Genomic DNA, 16,149 nt, shown 5'->3' on the forward strand with positions numbered 1-16,149 from the left:
CTGTTTAATCGTATGATTTATATTACAAATTAAGATAATCCATCCCGCTTCGTGAAAATTAAATCCCATACACCATGTCCTAAACGTTCACCACGTTGCTCAAATTTTGTAAGTGGTCGTGATAAAGGTCTGGGAGAATAGCCACCCTCTTCCTGTGAGTTCTTCAAAGCAGGCTCTGTAGATAAAACATCCAATATATGCTCAGCATATTCTTGCCAATCAGTAGCACAATGAATAAACCCACCTGGTTTCAATTTTTGTATTAATAATTGGATAAATTCTTTCTGGATCAAACGTCTTTTATGATGACGTTTTTTATGCCAGGGATCTGGAAAAAAAATTTGTACTCCAGCAAGTGAGTTATCTAGCAATTGTTTACGAAATACTTCAACGGCATCATGGGCCACAATACGTACATTAGATAACTGTTGCTCATGTAAATCAGCAGCCAAACTACCCACACCCGCAAGATGAACCTCTATACCGATATAGTTACATGTAGGATTATTTTTAGCCATGGTCAACAAAGATGCTCCCATGCCAAAACCTATTTCAACTACTGTATCTGCATTACGTGCAAATTCACCAACTAAGCTCCAGGGATTATCATCCACAGTAAGTTCATAATCTTTAAGCCAAAGCTCCAACCCCTGGCGCTGTCGATTACTCACACGGCCAGCCCGTAAAACATAACTTTTTATTCGGCGTTGCATAAATCACACTCATCATTTTGTCAAAGTCGGAATTATATGTTCTTACAAAAATCTTGCAACTAATGCATTTTTTTGATATAAAACCGCTCTTGTATTTCACATCCGGCTATTTGCCCAGAATTTTACAAAGACAAGCAACTTAAAACCTATTTTGGAGTAACACAATGTCTAGAGTATGTCAGGTAACTGGCAAGCGACCCATGACTGGTAATAAAGTGTCGCACGCTAACAACAAAACTAAAAGACGCTTTCTGCCGAATATTCAGAACCACAGTTTCTGGGTTGAAGAAGAAAAACGATTTGTCACATTAAAACTCAGTACCAAAGGTATGCGTATTGTAGACAAATTAGGTATAAAAGCAGTTCTGGATAAACTCAGAGCTAACGGCGAAAAAGTATAACTAAGGGGATAAACCATGGCAGCCGTCACGATCAAAGTGAAAATGGAATCCACAGCAGGAACTGGATACTATAAGACCACTACTAAAAACCCAAGAAACCATCCTGAAAAAATGGAACTGATGATGTACGATCCTAAAGTACGTAAGCATGTTCTGTTCAAAGAGAAAAAAGTAAAATAAGGTGTTCAGCCCCATTACTTGGGGCCACACTTCATGTCGTTTTATATTTTTTTTTTGCCTAAGCTCATTTCTAAGCAGCTCATATTTTAATTGCTCTACCCAACAGATTTAATTAATGAGTTATTCATTGAGAATTCATTAATTTATGTCGTAACGATTTAACCTCACCCTACTCTCTAAATATCAGTAGCTAAAATGCAGTTTTTTTCAAGGCTTACGCCTAAAATAACGCGTAGATACTGGATTATCCTTACGAATCGTTTAAACTGATAGTAAATAGCAATGAATACAAAGAGGATTTGCATGAAACCATCATTGCAACTAAGTATCGGACAGCATTTAACACTAACCCCACAGTTACAACAAGCAATAAGACTGTTGCAATTATCAACGATTGACTTACAACAAGAAATTCAACTCATTGTTGAATCAAATCCAATGCTTGAAGCAACGCCCAACGAAGATAAAGGAGAGTTCGAAGCCAATGAGGCAGAACATCTCCATAACGACGAATCGTACGATTTTCAATGGTCAGAACTGTATCAAAGTTCAGGTAAGCGCACTACTTTTGAAGATAATGATTATAATTTTGATAACTTGCATTGCACCACAACTAATTTACAAGATCATCTAAGATGGCAACTTGAACTGTCTCCCATGAGTGATATAGACAGGGCGATAGCAACTACGATTATCGATGCAGTGAATAGTGATGGATTCCTAACGATGAGTATTACTGAATTACATGCAAGCCTCACAAGTGACACTCATCCGCTGGATTTAGATGAAATAGAAGCCGTACGCCATCGCTTACAATTATTTGATCCCGTAGGCTGTGCTTCTGTGAGTCTCGCAGAAACACTACTGGTACAACTAGAGCAGCTGCCTTTAGGTGCAGAAAACTTGGCATTAACTAAAAAGATTATTGCTGAAGATATTGAATTACTAGCCCAGCATAATTATAGACAGCTCATGAAAAATCATCAAATTAGCGAAAAAACAGTTGATGATGTATTGAAAACAATTCAAGGATTAAACCCCAAACCAGGTAACTTAATTCATGAAGACATTACCGAATACATTATTCCCGATTTAACTGTAAAAAAAGTTAACCACAAGTGGAGAGTGCAACTCAATCAAAGCGTACTCCCCCATCTAAGCATTAATAACCAATATGCATCTCTAATTCAACGAGCCGATAATAGTGCCGACAATCAATTTCTAAAAAATAACTTACAAGAAGCACGTTGGTTTTTAAAAAGTATTCAGAGCCGTCAAGAAACACTGCTTAAAGTAGCCACTTGCATTATGGAATACCAACAAGGATTCTTAGAATATGGTGATGAAGCAATGAAACCATTAATTCTCAATGATGTTGCTTCTGCTCTCGATATGCATGAGTCCACCATTTCGCGTGTCACCACACAAAAATTTATACATACTCCCCGAGGAGTATTTGAACTTAAATACTTTTTCTCAAGTCATGTTAATACAAATGCTGGAGATGAGTGCTCCTCAACTGCCATACGGGCAGTGATAAAAAAATTAATTTCTGCGGAGAATAGAAAAAAACCATTAAGTGACAGTAAAATTACCCAATTACTGGAAGAGCAGGGTATTAAAGTAGCAAGACGAACCGTAGCAAAATATCGTGAAGCAATGGGAATTGCTCCATCTAATGAAAGAAAAACAATTCGTAATTAATTAAGAATCATGATCCTATCATGGTTCTATGTAACTAGGAGAATTTTATGCAAATTAACATCACTGGACATCATATTGATGTTACTCCTGCACTCAGAGCATTTACCGAAGAAAAATTCGATAAGCTGGAGCGTCACTTTGATCACATCACATCCATCAATGTGGTATTGAATGTAGAAAAATTGCGTCAAATTGCTGAAGCTACTGTTCATGTAACTAAAGGTGAACTGCATGCAAGCGCAGAATCTGAAGATTTATATACTGCAATCGATACTTTGATTGACAAGTTAGAACGTCAACTGAGTAAGCACAAAGAAAAAAATCAACATCATGCTTAATAAATAAGCTTATACAGTAGCTTTGTAGGCGGCAAAGCTTATCCTAAATCTTCTTAGGATCAACTTTGCTGCACTTAGCTACACTTATAACCTGATTCGTGGTAGATTTGTGACGCTATGATTAAAACTAAAATTAAAATAATTAATAAGCTGGGCTTACATGCACGTGCTTCGGCAAAATTTGTTTCTACTGCAGCACGATTTCAAAGCCAAATTGATGTAACCAGCAACTCACAAACCGTTAATGGAAAAAGCATTATGGGTGTCATGATGCTCGCAGCCAATAAAGGTAGTGAGCTCATTATGGAAATAGATGGTCCTGATGAAGTGCAAATGAACGAAGCCTTAACTCTTTTAATTAATAATTATTTTGGTGAAGGTGAATAATTAGGATTGAATTTCAAAATTTTCTTTTTGAAATCAACCCTAACGTCATTGGATTTTCGTTACAGTTTATCATTACTAATTTCTTTGGACTTTTTCTTTCTCATTTTTTGCAGAGCAAGTAACGTCATCAATAATCCAGATAAAGCGTAAATAGTAAAGCCAACAAATAAAACTAATGAAGGATTAGCTGCAATGGCTACAAATAAAATAATCATCACCAAAACATAAATGAATGGAACTTTGCCCTTAAAATCTACTTCCTTAAAACTATAATAACGAAAGTTAGAAACCATTAATCCTGAAGCAATTAATGATAAAATCGCAGCCAATATGGCAACAAATATATTCTGCCAATCGTGTTGATAGCATAACCAAGAAAAAGAAGCCATAACTGCTGCCGCAGGAGGGCAAGGTAAGCCCTGAAAATATCGTTTATCAGCTATTTCAAGCTGAGTATTAAAGCGAGCTAATCGTAAAGCAACAGCAGCAGTATAAACAAAAGCTACCAGCCAGCCGACTTTCCCTAATTGGCTCAAAATCAAATTATACATGAGTAATGATGGCGCAACCCCAAATGTAACCATATCCGATAAACTATCATATTCGGCGCCAAATTCAGTTTGTGTATTCGTTAAGCGTGCAATTCGCCCATCGAGCCCATCTGCAATCATACCAATAAATATCGCGATAATGGACGCCTCAAACTGCCCTTTCATTGAGGCAACAAGAGAATAAAATGCTGCGAACAAGCTGGCCGTTGTAAATAAATTGGGCAGCAAATAAATGCCAGAATGACTTTCTTTTTCCATTCCTAATAACCTTCAAAAAAATACCAAATAGAATATGTTGACATAATAGGGATAAAAATTAATTTTGAAAACCAAATTTAACACAAATTTATTTTTACAAAATGAATAAATTTCCGTACAGCACCCATCATATGATGATATACTTGGCACTCTGTATTTATATTGCATAAACATATGGCAACAGCTGAAAGCAAGACAATTATCATAGAAGGAATAACCTCCCAAGGAAAAACCTTTCGTCCCAGCGATTGGGCAGAACGAATGAGTGGCTCGTTGGCAAGCTTTAAAAACAGTCGCATTCGTTACTCTCCATTATTAAGACCAAGCATGAATAGTGAAGGATACCAATGCGTTTTGCTGGATCCTAAACTTAAAGAATCAAGCCCCTTGTTGTACCAATCTATCCTTGATTTTGCCAAAGCAAATAACCTGAGAATATGTGGAGAAGAAGATTAGGATATCTAAAATCCTGCGCTTGTTTTAACTGTCATAGTCCAAGTCGTCATAGTGCTCATCATATAATTTAACATCGCGATGGTGTTGTCAAAATTCATTGCCAATATGCCCGCAATTATAAATACCAAACCTTTAGGCCCATGCTGGGTTCCTGGTTGGCTGGAATGTGCGACTAATACACTCCCACGTACAAACCACAATACTCCGGCAGTTCGAACTACTAATCCCATGGAGCTGAAAATATTTGACGGATTATATGATGTATAAGTTAATACATTCCCGGTACCAAAAGTAGTATTAGCCATAAGGTCTAAAGCAGAAGGTAAATACAGTAATGCAGCTCCCATTACTAAATACATCATTGGTGTATACATCTTTTCTTGTGATGAAGATTGGGCCCGGTGATCTGCAATTTTTCTGAGTTTGGCGATAGCGGTCATAAAAAATAAAATGCCTAAAATATACGCCCCACCAGTAATTAAATGCTGCACAGGGTATAAAGAACGGCTAAGATTGCCTATAATTGCAATAAGATCTGGTGTATTCATAATTTAATTATACGCCGTTAAAACTTGTAATGCATAATTTTTTGCTTATTATTAACCCTAATTAAGGGTTATAATCTCAGATTTTTACAGTAAGTTGATATCCGCCATGCAAATAAATACATTTCCCGTCACTTTAAAAGAGTCTTTTATGATCTCTCCTAAAGTAAAACACTTCATTTTTACTTGTGAAGTATCCCCACATTTTAATTATCTACCTGGCCAATTTATTACTGTTCATTTTGAACATCAAGGTAAAACATTAAAACGTAGTTATAGTATAGCTAATACGCCCAAACAAGATAATCAAATTGAACTCGCGGCAGGTTATTTTGAAAATGGACCAGGCACTGAGTTCCTTTATAATTTAAAACCTGGAGATACGATCCAGATTAGTGGTCCATATGGCAGATTAATTCTTAAAGATGAAATACCTGGCCGACTTATCTTAGTTGCTACAAGTACTGGGATTACGCCCTATCGCTCAATGATTCAAGAACTTGGCATACTCATGGAGCAACACTCTGAATTAGAAGTGGTTATTTTGCAAGGAGTACAAAGACGAGAAGAAATTCTCTATGCCAATGAGTTCCATGCTTTTTCTCAGAAATATCCTAAAGTCATGTTCAAGCCTTACTTAAGTAGACAACCAGCACATGAGTTAAATGAAAATGAGTGCAGCGGTTATGTGCAACATGCTTTTCCTACGCTCAACCTGAATCCACAGCGCGACGTTGTTTATTTATGTGGAAATCCAAGTATGATTGACGAGGCGTTTAACTCGTTAAAAGAACAAGGCTTTGCGATGCAACACATTATTCGAGAAAAATATATATCTAGATAAATAACAAATCAGGAGCAAATACAATATGAGTTATGAAGAATTGTCCAATACTATGGAGCTAATACTGCAAGAGGGTAAAGGAATTTTAGCCGCAGATGAGAGTAATTCAACTATAGGTAAACGCTTTACCTCCATTGGTATTGAGAATACAGAAGAAAACCGTAGGGATTATCGATTGCTTTTAGCAACTACTCCCGATTTAGAGCAATACGTTAATGGGGTCATTTTATTCGAAGAAACCTTTAACCAGACTGATGAACATGGAACTCCTATCGCTAAGATATTTGCAGATAAAGGTATCGTTCCTGGCATTAAAGTCGATAAAGGATTAGTTCCGTTAGCAAATACTGAAAACGAACAAGTGACTCAAGGTTTGGATGGATTAGCCGAACGCTTACAACATTTTAAAAAATTAGGTGCAAAATTCGCTAAATGGCGTAATGTGTACTCTATTTCTGAATTTGCTCCTAGTTTAACAGCAGTAAAAACAGGTGCAGAAAATCTGGCTCGTTATGCTGCAGTTTGCCAAGAAGCAGGAATTGTTCCTATCGTTGAACCTGAAGTACTGATGGATGGGGATCATACTATTGAACATTGCGCAGAAGTTTGTGAAATCGTTCTTCATGAGTTATTCCATGCTTTATTTATTCACCAGGTTGAGTTAGAACACATTATCTTAAAACCAAGCATGGTTACCTGTGGTAAAGCACATAGTCCATTCAGTGAGCCTGATGAAATTGCTGACTATACGATTAGCGTATTCCGTAATAATGTACCTGCTGCAGTGCCCACCATTAACTTCCTATCTGGCGGTCAAACACCACAACAGGCTACAGCAAATTTAAATGCGATTAATAGCATCGATCATCAACCCTGGTTATTAAGCTTTTCTTTCGGAAGAGCATTACAGGAAAATTGTTTAACTGCCTGGGCTGGAGATAAAGCGAATGTTGCTAAAGCACAAGAGGCTTTATTGAATCGTGCTCGCTTGAATAGCTTAGCCTGTGTTGGTGAATATAATCACAAAATGGAGTAATTATCTTTTGGCGACCTTGTTTGTAGAAGTAAGTTAGTCCCCAATGATGAATACCCTGTACTGCATTAGAGAATTTGCAGCTTAATTGTTATTACTAATCGTGCCTATGCTCACTAAAATAGCATAGGCTTTTCCGAGCACACATATGTTCACGTAAACGAAAAGTAATTAGTTGTGATTCAAATAAGCAACTCAAAACGTGCATAAAGAGGTAAATGGTCAGAAAGCATACGCCAGGGTTTACCATGCAAACAAGCCACTTCTTGTACCTTCATCCCACGAAAATATACACGGTCAATGCAAAGTGCTGGTCTAATAGCCGGGAATGAGCGTGCATGTTGGCCTTCCACAGAAACAAAAGCTTCTTCTACATTTAAGTGTTCAGCCAGAGGTTTGGAAATAACCGTACGCCAATCATTGAAGTCTCCTGCCATCAATAAAGGCTCATCTTGCGGTACTACATCCTGAATGCGTTGCATTAAAGTATTGAATTGTACTATGCGCTCGGCCTTAAAAAGGCCCAGATGCACACATAACAAATGAACTGTTACTTTATCGAGTTTAAGTTGCGCGTGTAATATTCCTCTTGAAGCTCTACGAATGTTTGCCAGATTAATATTTTCAATGCGTTCAAAAGCATATTTGCTTAAAATTGCATTCCCATGGTGTCCTGACTCATAAACGGCATTTTTTGCGTAAACGTAATGAGGCCATATGTTTTCAGCGATATACTCAAATTGAGGGGAGTCAGGCCATGCATCAATTCGTTTTTGTCGTTTCCTGTGTTCACCCTGAACTTCTTGTAAAAAAACAAAATCAGGATTTAAACTGGTAATTGCGTCACGCATTTTAGGCAGCAAGAAACGTACGGCCCCTACTCCGAATCCTTTATGCATATTATAAGTTATTAATGAAACGCTATTTGCCTCTTTTTGCATAGTTTACTCTTTTCAAGTTCCCCTATTAGGGATAACAACCAAATGTATAAAAAAATTGTACTACACCCCCATCAAGGATCTCGCAACTTATCCAAAGATTAAGGACACAATCATTGTACTTGTTGAAACAGATGAGGTAAAAATTCTACTCTATAATGAATTATAGCCTTCCTGTTTGTAGTAGATATATAATGTTTACTAAATAAAAGTTAAAAAAATCGCAAATAAAATGAATACTCTAACGCTCTCTATTCCGGGTTTTTCTATAGCATGTAAAATTTGGGGAAACCCTGATAAACCTACTATCCTAGCTCTGCATGGATGGCTAGATAATGCAAATAGTTTTGCTCCTCTTGCGACGTACTTAGAAAGTGACTTTCAGGTTGTAGCCGTTGATTTACCTGGACATGGTCATTCATCACATCTGCCTGAAGGATGCCACTATCACTTTTTTGATGGTATTTTTATCGTTATTGAAATAATCAATGCACTTAAACTTGATAAAGTACACCTGTTAGGACATTCCATGGGGGCTTGTCTGGCAAGTTTAGTCGGAGGTGTAGCTCCAGAGCGATTTCTATCTCTAAGTTTAATTGAGGGATTGGGACCATTTTCCAATCCCGCAGAAACCGCATGTCAGCAATTAAGAGAGTATGCGCATGTTCTTAGTCAAAAAAGCAAAGAATCGAAAGGCTATGACCATATCAATAGTGCCGCCCTTGCTCGTGCATTTAAGGGGTATGTCTCTTTAGACATTGCAAAAATTCTTTGTGAGCGCAGTTTGCTTGAAAACAAGGGAAAATTTTATTGGCGGCATGATCAACGCTTACTGGTGCGCTCCCCCTTACGTATGACAGAAACGCAAATACTTTCTTGTTTACGGGAAATTACCGCGAAAACTTATTTACTTTTATCTAGTAATGGCTTTTCTTTTGACGCAGACATAATGAATCAGCGTGTGCAGGCAGTAAAAGATCTCACCCTTAAAAAAATGGAGGGAGGACATCACATTCATATGGAACAGCCAGAGGTTATAAGTAAGCTTCTAGCGAGCTTTATTCATCAGTAAATAGTCAGGAACGACCATATTACAAACTCGACCGTTCACTCAAAGATTTTTAACGTGATCATAATTAAGATTGGTTTTGCGATATAAAGGCAGTAAATGCCTTTATATCGCACTCATGTTAATTAGAAGTACATCCATCCATATTGATCATGATCTTAACTTCACTTAATGACTTTTTAACATCACATACAGCAGTTTCAGGATACTTCGCATGGCTTGGATCACCAGCTACCAAATCATTGATTGCACTGACCAAACCCTCGCCACCATCATCAAAGTTTGAGTAAGGAGTCCAGTAATCCATGTTGGCTTTAACCATGACATCAAATGCCAATCGAGTATTCCAATTCGCTTGGTTTGCTAATATGTAGAATAAATGGTTGTATACCCCACTGGAATAGTGAACATCCAAACCACCATAATACTCATCAGCAGTGTCAATAGACTCACCATCACGGCTTGGCATATCCATGTAGCGTAATGCGTCATAACCGCTGTCTTCTTTCATGATTTCGCCACCAATTTGCCAGGTGCTTTTATTTACAGAATAATATTCAGCTGCTTGAGCCGCCATATCAGAGAACGCTTCGTTCATACCACCTGATTGGCCATAATATTCAAGGTTAGAATGCTGTTCTGTAAAACCATGGCTGATTTCATGCGCTGCTACACCAAGAGATACCAAAGGATACATCATGGTATCACCATCACCGAAAGTCATTTGTCGGCCATCCCAATAGGCATTCTCATAGCCCTCGCCATAGTGAACACGCATCACTAATTGCATCGGCGTTCCATCTTCGTTGCTTAAGGCATTAGCATTATACCAATCTTTATACATGTGGTGTATTACATGGCCAGAGTACAATGCATCATTCGTTGGAGAAGCAGCACCATTGTCTTTATCGTAACCATCTGCTTTGTAACCTGTAAGATAAATATTTGCATCATTAGTGGGGCAATTAAACTTCATTGCTCTACTTCTTGCACTGTATTTATGCCCCATGTCAATTACTTTAACATCGGCATTTTCCATAAAGCAGAGTTCATTGGTCGCATCACGAGTTAAATCAAGATAGGGTAAATCCGTACCGTACTGAATAAAACCTACTTTATTATTTCCACCAAAACCAGACCCATTTACAGAGTCTCTATTTTGAGTTTTTATGTCGTTCCATTGCACAAAAGCTTGATTGGTTTTTGCATCAATAATTGCAGTGGGACGCTCTGGTATTTTATCTTGATGGACAACAAGAGCACTCACTTTGTATGCCCAGTGTGCTTTATGTTGCGCATCAATATAAACCATAGGAGTGACTTTCTCGTCACTGACGTCTTTACCTACATACTTCGCTTTAAATTGTTGTAACGCTGCATCAGCATTTTTCACAAAAGAAGCATCAGGTTGACCTAATTCAGTCTGCAAACCTTGATAAACAACACCATTCATCGCTACATTTGACTTAGCTTTCGCTAACGAATTTACAGTATGCATACTGTGCATAATTGCATAACCACCATACACAGGAAATCCTACATATTGCTGTTGCATACGGACGTGCGTTACTTTATTGCTGTCAGTGTGCTCACTAACGAATCGTAAACTGTCTTTAACAACGGAGACGCCTTGTATCGTCAAACCAAATTTTTGTTTTACTTGCTCTATAGATGCCTTTTGTAACAGCATGGGTTCAGCAGCTCTTGCAGAAGATGCTATTCCTAAAGCCAGGGCGACAGCCAGGGGAGATAAATAGTAATTATGATGCATTTTGAAACCTACTCCTTTATTTGCAACTTAATTGAAGCAACTCATCCCTGTCGAACCAATTTATCCATAAAATCAAAGCTATAAAATAACCTGACTGGCCCAGACAGTGAGTTACGCCTGTGGACACTACTAAATAAACTTTAAAAACTTATTCAAGCTAGCATAGTTTTGGCATTTTTGAAATATTATTTGATGCTTCGTGAGCAACTTATGTGAAAATAATGACCATGAGCGAAGGAACTTTTCATGCAGTCTGGATGCAGCGAAACCCCGGCTACATGAGAAATAAGGAGGGCTTTTACTTATTGAGTGATGGTATTTTGATAATACCATGCCACCAAAGCACCCAGACCTAATACAAGTAATATTACCGCTAAAGACAGCTGACCTTGTATCCTGTTTACAGCAATAATGCCGCTTGTTAATGCAGCTGTTAAATCTTGCATGCTGACATACAACGCAGCCACTGTTCCTGCAATTTGTGGAAATGGGTGAAAAACGCCTGCAAATGCGTTAATAAAGGTAAGGCCTGCTCCCATGCTAAATAAAGCAATCGGGAACATGATTGTCGGTACATTCATTATTCCAGCAAGTGCAAAAATGAGCATAATCCCGCTGCCGCCAATCATCAGCAAGACACCAATAAAGAGCATATAAGCAACTCCTTTAAGCATCACCAATTGACTATTAATTATCCCACTAAAACAAATAGCACCCGCAATGAAAATGGACAGTTGACCATACTCTAAAGGTGTTAAGCCCAATACATTTTGAAATAAAAACGGGGCAATAGTCAGATAAGCAACTAAACCTGCACAAGCAAAACAGGCACATAGGGTATAACCTAAAAAAATCTTTGATTTTAACAAAGCGTAATAATTTTGCAGAATGACGCTTATTTTAGTGGCATTAGGGTTAAGATTTTTATTGGTCTCAGGCAAAGCAAAAAAAATAAAAACCCAAAAGGTCAGACCTACAATGAAAATAAATAAAAAATTAGCTCTCCATCCGAAGTGCTCTTGAATAAATCCGCCCCAAATTGGTGAAACAACTAAAAGAAGTGTGCTTGCAACACCAACATAAGAGCCAATTTTCGATAAATATCTGTCAGCGAAGAGATCACGAATTAAAGAGCGCCCTACAGAGCTGCAAGAACCGATGCCAAACCCTTGCAAAAATCGCCCCAAAGTTAAAACGGCAACAGAAGGAGCAAGTAAACAGCAGAGGCATCCTATAACGCTGATTCCAATACCATAAATCAATGGTAGTTTTCGCCCAATTTTATCGGATAAAGGCCCAAAAAAAACATGGGAAATTCCCAGCCCAAACATAAAAAGAAACAGCGTGAGTTGAATTGATGATTCACTACTATTAAAAGATTTAGCAATAGCAGGTAGTGATGGAACATATTGATCGATAGAGATTTGCACCAATATCATCATCATAAAAATAATAACATATATGACAGGTCGTACCTTTTGTACCTCCTGTTGCTCAAGCATTTCCTGCATTAAAAGTTCCTTTTTCCAAAAGGAGTTGGAAATTTATGCCATTTTTAGTCTAAAAATGATTCCATCATTATCTAAAGTAAAGTCTAGGTTACTGTGATAAACCGTGCAAATGTCTCCTGGAATTTCATATAAAAAAATATAAAAAAAGTGGAGAACTTGCAGATATCCTCGGAGATATATAGACAATTTTAGGAAGATCAGGCAAAATCTGCCGAAATCGCTTGATACTAACTAAAACATGAAAAAAATTCTGGTTTTACATGGACCAAATTTAAACCTTCTGGGGACTCGAGAGCCTTCAGTTTATGGGGTCACTACGTTAGATAATATCAACACACGTTTAATCAAAGAAGCAACACTAGCTGGATTTTCATTAAACTGTTATCAAAGCAACTCTGAAGCAGATTTAATTCAAGCAATCCACCAGGCTCACATCGATAAAATAAATTATATAATTTTTAATCCCGCAGGCTTCACACATACCAGCGTGGCCTTAAGGGATGCTTTAAGTGCGGTTGCAATACCATTTATTGAAGTACATATCAGTAATGTTTATTCCCGAGAACCTTTTCGTCACCATTCCTATTTTTCTGATATAGCAAAAGGTACTATCAGTGGATTAGGGGCGCATGGGTATTCATTAGCATTAACATCAATTATTGAAAGAGAATCAAATAATGGACATTCGTAAGATAAGAAAATTAATCGAATTGCTGGAAGAAACTGGCATTTCTGAAATTGAAATTAAAGAGGGTGAAGAATCGCTGAGGCTAAGCCGTCACAGCAGTGCTCCTGCGATAGAAGCACCTCAAGTTCACTATGTTTCTTCTCCTGTCCCTCGTCAGGAACTTCCTATTATCAATAATGCACCTGCTTCTCCTATGGCGCCACATACGGAAAGTAAATCCGCAATGCCTGTCACTCCAGGTCATAAGGTTCGCTCTCCTATGGTAGGTACTATGTACACTTCTCCATCACCAGAAAGCGCTCCTTTCGTAGCTGTTGGCCAAATGGTTAAAGCAGGCGACGTGTTATGCATTGTTGAAGCAATGAAAATGTTCAATGAAATTGAAGCGGATCGTGCCGGTAAAATCGTTGATATACTCGTCGCTAATGGAGAACCTGTAGAATACGATCAGGTCCTGTTTGTTATTGAATAGAGGGTGCATTCATGCTCAGTAAAATTGTTATTGCCAACAGAGGTGAAATTGCTCTTCGTATTTTACGTGCGTGTAAAGAGCTTGGCATTCAGACTGTAGCCGTACATTCGGATGTAGATAAAGATTTATTGCATGTTCGTCTTGCTGATGAAACCGTTTGTATAGGCCCTGCGCCAGCACAAAAAAGCTACCTCAACGTCCCAGCGATTATTTCTGCTGCTGAAATTACTGATGCCGTAGCAATTCATCCTGGCTATGGCTTTCTTTCTGAAAATGCTGATTTTGCAGAAATAGTCGAACAAAGTGGATTTTGTTTTATTGGACCTCGGGCTGACACTATTCGCCTTATGGGTGACAAAGTTTCTGCCATTAATGCGATGAAGGCTGCCGGAGTCCCTTGTGTTCCTGGATCAGATGGCCCTTTATCTGATGATGACCGCTTGAACCTAGAAATTGCCCAAAAAATTGGCTATCCCGTTATCATCAAAGCAGCAGGTGGTGGTGGTGGTCGAGGTATGCGTGTTGTACATAGTGAAGCAAGTCTGCTTAACTCTATTGCACTTACCCGTAGTGAAGCGAAGGCCGCATTCAATAATCCCATCGTTTATATGGAAAAATTCTTGGAAAACCCACGTCATGTTGAATTCCAAGTGCTTGGCGATGGCCAAGGCAAAGCCATTCATCTAGGTGAGCGTGATTGTTCTATGCAAAGACGCCACCAAAAAGTAGTGGAAGAAGCACCCGCTCCAGGGATTAGTCCCGAACTGAGAAAAGAAATTGGTGACTCTGTAGTCAAAGCGTGCCAAGAGCTGAAATATCGTGGTGCCGGAACTTTTGAATTCCTGTATCAAGATGGATGTTTTTATTTTATTGAAATGAATACACGTATCCAGGTCGAACACCCAGTCACTGAAATGATCACTGGAGTTGATTTGATTAAAGAACAAATCAAAATTGCCAGTGGCATACCCATGTCCCTTACTCAAGAAGACATCAAATGGCGTGGCCACGCAATTGAATGTCGAATCAATGCCGAAGATGCCAAAACCTTCATGCCTTCACCAGGAACAATAAAATTATTACATCAACCCGGTGGACCAGGTATTCGTTTTGATTCACATATCTACAGCAGCTACACAGTTCCACCGAATTACGATTCGATGATAGGCAAGCTCATTAGTTATGGAGAGACTCGTGCTGAAGCCATTGCCAGAATGCGAAATGCACTCGATGAAATCATTATTGATGGAATAAGAACCAATATTGAATTGCATCAACGCATTTTCCATGACCAGTCTTTTATTGCTGGCGGCACTAATATTCACTATTTGGAAAAAATGTTGAAGGATTAATGCTGTGTGGTTTCAATTAAAGATAGAACATTGTCCAAGTCAAGAAATCGAACTGCTTAGCGAGGAGTTGGAAGAATTCGGTGCGCTATCGATTATGCTGACTGATAAAAATGATAATCCAGTTCTTGAGCCCGAGCCAGGAACAACCCCATTATGGCCTGAAGTCATCATTCAGGCCTTATTTTCAGAAGTATTCCAAGCACAGTATACACGTGATCACATACAGCAAACCTACCCTAAGTTGCTATGCACCCTGGAGGTTTTGGAAGACAAGGACTGGGAAAGGGCTTGGATGGATGATTTTAAACCCCAACGTTTTGGCCGACGCCTATGGGTTTGTCCTACTTGGTCTACTCCACCTGAACCTAATGCCGTCAACCTCATGTTAGATCCAGGCTTAGCTTTTGGTACCGGGACTCATCCTACGACTGCTTTGTGTTTAACTTGGTTGGAACAAGCTGATTTAAAAAATAAAGTAGTTATCGATTACGGTTGTGGTTCAGGAATACTTACCTTAGCTGCTTTGAAACTAGACGCAGCTGAAGTACATGCAGTCGATATTGATCAGCAAGCCTTACAAGCAACCCAAAATAACGCATTAGCTAATGAAATTGATGAGCACAAATTGTCAATTGGTATGCCTGATGCGCTATCTAGTCCTGTAGATTTAATTATTGCTAATATTTTATTGGCACCATTAGTTTCCCTGAAAGAGCGTTTTCAACAACTACTCACCTCAGAAGGTATGCTTATCGTATCAGGAATACTAGAAGAACAGGCCCCTGAACTGATTAAAAGATATGCTTCAATATTTGTCGTAGAGCGTCAGGAGAACCTTAATGGGTGGTCATTATTGGTTTTTTCTAAGTTAAATAAATAGATTTAAATTACTGTAATTGTTTTTAGTGCACGCACAAACATATTCTTAGAGCCTGTCT

19 protein-coding genes are annotated in these 16,149 nt (G+C 38.4%); 13 read left to right on the forward strand and 6 right to left on the reverse strand.

Going from position 1 to position 16,149, the window contains the following annotated elements:
• Positions 1 to 29: 29 nt before the first annotated feature.
• Complete coding sequence (gene trmB, locus Lste_RS09515; protein WP_058510788.1) at positions 30 to 713, reverse strand: tRNA (guanosine(46)-N7)-methyltransferase TrmB; 684 nt, start codon at positions 711 to 713, stop codon at positions 30 to 32.
• A 164-nt stretch (positions 714 to 877) separates the two neighbouring features.
• On the opposite strand from trmB, the gene rpmB reads away from it, so the two are divergent.
• From rpmB to Lste_RS09540, 5 genes are all read left to right on the forward strand, one after another.
• The gene (gene rpmB / locus Lste_RS09520) at positions 878 to 1,114 is read left to right on the forward strand and encodes a 50S ribosomal protein L28 (RefSeq protein WP_058510789.1); all 237 of its coding nucleotides are present in this window, start codon (positions 878 to 880) and stop codon (positions 1,112 to 1,114) included.
• 15 nt (positions 1,115 to 1,129) lie between these two features.
• The gene (gene rpmG, locus Lste_RS09525) at positions 1,130 to 1,294 is read left to right on the forward strand and encodes a 50S ribosomal protein L33 (protein WP_003635328.1); all 165 of its coding nucleotides are present in this window, start codon (positions 1,130 to 1,132) and stop codon (positions 1,292 to 1,294) included.
• Positions 1,295 to 1,597: 303 nt separating this feature from the next.
• Positions 1,598 to 2,998 (forward strand): RNA polymerase factor sigma-54, encoded by a 1,401-nt coding sequence (locus Lste_RS09530; RefSeq protein WP_058510790.1) that lies wholly within the window; start codon positions 1,598 to 1,600, stop codon positions 2,996 to 2,998.
• 47 nt (positions 2,999 to 3,045) lie between these two features.
• Positions 3,046 to 3,336 carry a ribosome hibernation promoting factor gene (gene hpf, locus Lste_RS09535; RefSeq protein WP_058510791.1) on the forward strand — a complete coding sequence of 97 codons (291 nt, stop codon included), beginning with the start codon at positions 3,046 to 3,048 and terminating at the stop codon, positions 3,334 to 3,336.
• 117 nt (positions 3,337 to 3,453) lie between these two features.
• Positions 3,454 to 3,723 carry an HPr family phosphocarrier protein gene (locus Lste_RS09540; protein ID WP_058510792.1) on the forward strand — a complete coding sequence of 90 codons (270 nt, stop codon included), beginning with the start codon at positions 3,454 to 3,456 and terminating at the stop codon, positions 3,721 to 3,723.
• A gap of 59 nt (positions 3,724 to 3,782) precedes the next feature.
• Here Lste_RS09540 and pssA read toward each other — a convergent pair whose 3' ends face one another.
• Positions 3,783 to 4,532: a CDP-diacylglycerol--serine O-phosphatidyltransferase gene (gene pssA / locus Lste_RS09545; RefSeq protein WP_058510793.1), complete on the reverse strand. Its 750-nt coding sequence runs from the start codon at positions 4,530 to 4,532 to the stop codon at positions 3,783 to 3,785.
• Between the two features lie 174 nt (positions 4,533 to 4,706).
• On the opposite strand from pssA, the gene Lste_RS09550 reads away from it, so the two are divergent.
• Positions 4,707 to 4,988 carry a DUF3579 domain-containing protein gene (locus Lste_RS09550; protein WP_058510794.1) on the forward strand — a complete coding sequence of 94 codons (282 nt, stop codon included), beginning with the start codon at positions 4,707 to 4,709 and terminating at the stop codon, positions 4,986 to 4,988.
• Positions 4,989 to 4,993: 5 nt separating this feature from the next.
• Here Lste_RS09550 and Lste_RS09555 read toward each other — a convergent pair whose 3' ends face one another.
• Positions 4,994 to 5,536 (reverse strand): hypothetical protein, encoded by a 543-nt coding sequence (locus Lste_RS09555; protein WP_058510795.1) that lies wholly within the window; start codon positions 5,534 to 5,536, stop codon positions 4,994 to 4,996.
• A gap of 106 nt (positions 5,537 to 5,642) precedes the next feature.
• On the opposite strand from Lste_RS09555, the gene Lste_RS09560 reads away from it, so the two are divergent.
• Both Lste_RS09560 and Lste_RS09565 read left to right on the forward strand, forming a co-directional pair.
• Positions 5,643 to 6,377, forward strand: a complete 735-nt coding sequence (locus Lste_RS09560; protein WP_058510796.1) for a ferredoxin--NADP reductase — start codon at positions 5,643 to 5,645, stop codon at positions 6,375 to 6,377.
• A gap of 25 nt (positions 6,378 to 6,402) precedes the next feature.
• Positions 6,403 to 7,413, forward strand: coding sequence for a class I fructose-bisphosphate aldolase (locus tag Lste_RS09565; RefSeq protein WP_058510797.1), 1,011 nt, complete (start codon positions 6,403 to 6,405; stop codon positions 7,411 to 7,413).
• Positions 7,414 to 7,592: 179 nt separating this feature from the next.
• Here Lste_RS09565 and Lste_RS09570 read toward each other — a convergent pair whose 3' ends face one another.
• Positions 7,593 to 8,351 (reverse strand): endonuclease/exonuclease/phosphatase family protein, encoded by a 759-nt coding sequence (locus Lste_RS09570; protein WP_058510798.1) that lies wholly within the window; start codon positions 8,349 to 8,351, stop codon positions 7,593 to 7,595.
• A gap of 229 nt (positions 8,352 to 8,580) precedes the next feature.
• On the opposite strand from Lste_RS09570, the gene Lste_RS09575 reads away from it, so the two are divergent.
• The gene (locus tag Lste_RS09575) at positions 8,581 to 9,420 is read left to right on the forward strand and encodes an alpha/beta fold hydrolase (RefSeq protein WP_058510799.1); all 840 of its coding nucleotides are present in this window, start codon (positions 8,581 to 8,583) and stop codon (positions 9,418 to 9,420) included.
• Positions 9,421 to 9,538: 118 nt separating this feature from the next.
• Here the strand turns inward: Lste_RS09575 and proA are convergent, their stop codons facing one another.
• Positions 9,539 to 11,188: a zinc metalloprotease ProA gene (proA, locus tag Lste_RS09580; protein ID WP_058510800.1), complete on the reverse strand. Its 1,650-nt coding sequence runs from the start codon at positions 11,186 to 11,188 to the stop codon at positions 9,539 to 9,541.
• Positions 11,189 to 11,490: 302 nt separating this feature from the next.
• Positions 11,491 to 12,690, reverse strand: a complete 1,200-nt coding sequence (locus tag Lste_RS09585) for a multidrug effflux MFS transporter (RefSeq protein ID WP_083503984.1) — start codon at positions 12,688 to 12,690, stop codon at positions 11,491 to 11,493.
• A 247-nt stretch (positions 12,691 to 12,937) separates the two neighbouring features.
• On the opposite strand from Lste_RS09585, the gene aroQ reads away from it, so the two are divergent.
• The 4 genes from aroQ to prmA are packed head-to-tail and all read left to right on the forward strand — an operon-like array spanning position 12,938 to position 16,091.
• Complete coding sequence (gene aroQ / locus Lste_RS09590) at positions 12,938 to 13,390, forward strand: type II 3-dehydroquinate dehydratase (RefSeq protein ID WP_058510802.1); 453 nt, start codon at positions 12,938 to 12,940, stop codon at positions 13,388 to 13,390.
• A complete protein-coding gene (gene accB / locus Lste_RS09595) occupies positions 13,377 to 13,859 on the forward strand; it encodes an acetyl-CoA carboxylase biotin carboxyl carrier protein (RefSeq protein WP_058510803.1) in 483 nt (160 codons plus the stop codon). Before aroQ ends, accB begins: the two co-directional genes overlap by 14 nt.
• 11 nt (positions 13,860 to 13,870) lie before the next feature.
• Positions 13,871 to 15,211, forward strand: coding sequence for an acetyl-CoA carboxylase biotin carboxylase subunit (gene accC / locus Lste_RS09600; RefSeq protein ID WP_058510804.1), 1,341 nt, complete (start codon positions 13,871 to 13,873; stop codon positions 15,209 to 15,211).
• 4 nt (positions 15,212 to 15,215) lie between these two features.
• The gene (prmA, locus tag Lste_RS09605) at positions 15,216 to 16,091 is read left to right on the forward strand and encodes a 50S ribosomal protein L11 methyltransferase (RefSeq protein ID WP_058510805.1); all 876 of its coding nucleotides are present in this window, start codon (positions 15,216 to 15,218) and stop codon (positions 16,089 to 16,091) included.
• Positions 16,092 to 16,149: the final 58 nt, after the last annotated feature.

Source organism: Legionella steelei (assembly GCF_001468005.1).
Lineage (GTDB): Bacteria > Pseudomonadota > Gammaproteobacteria > Legionellales > Legionellaceae > Legionella > Legionella steelei.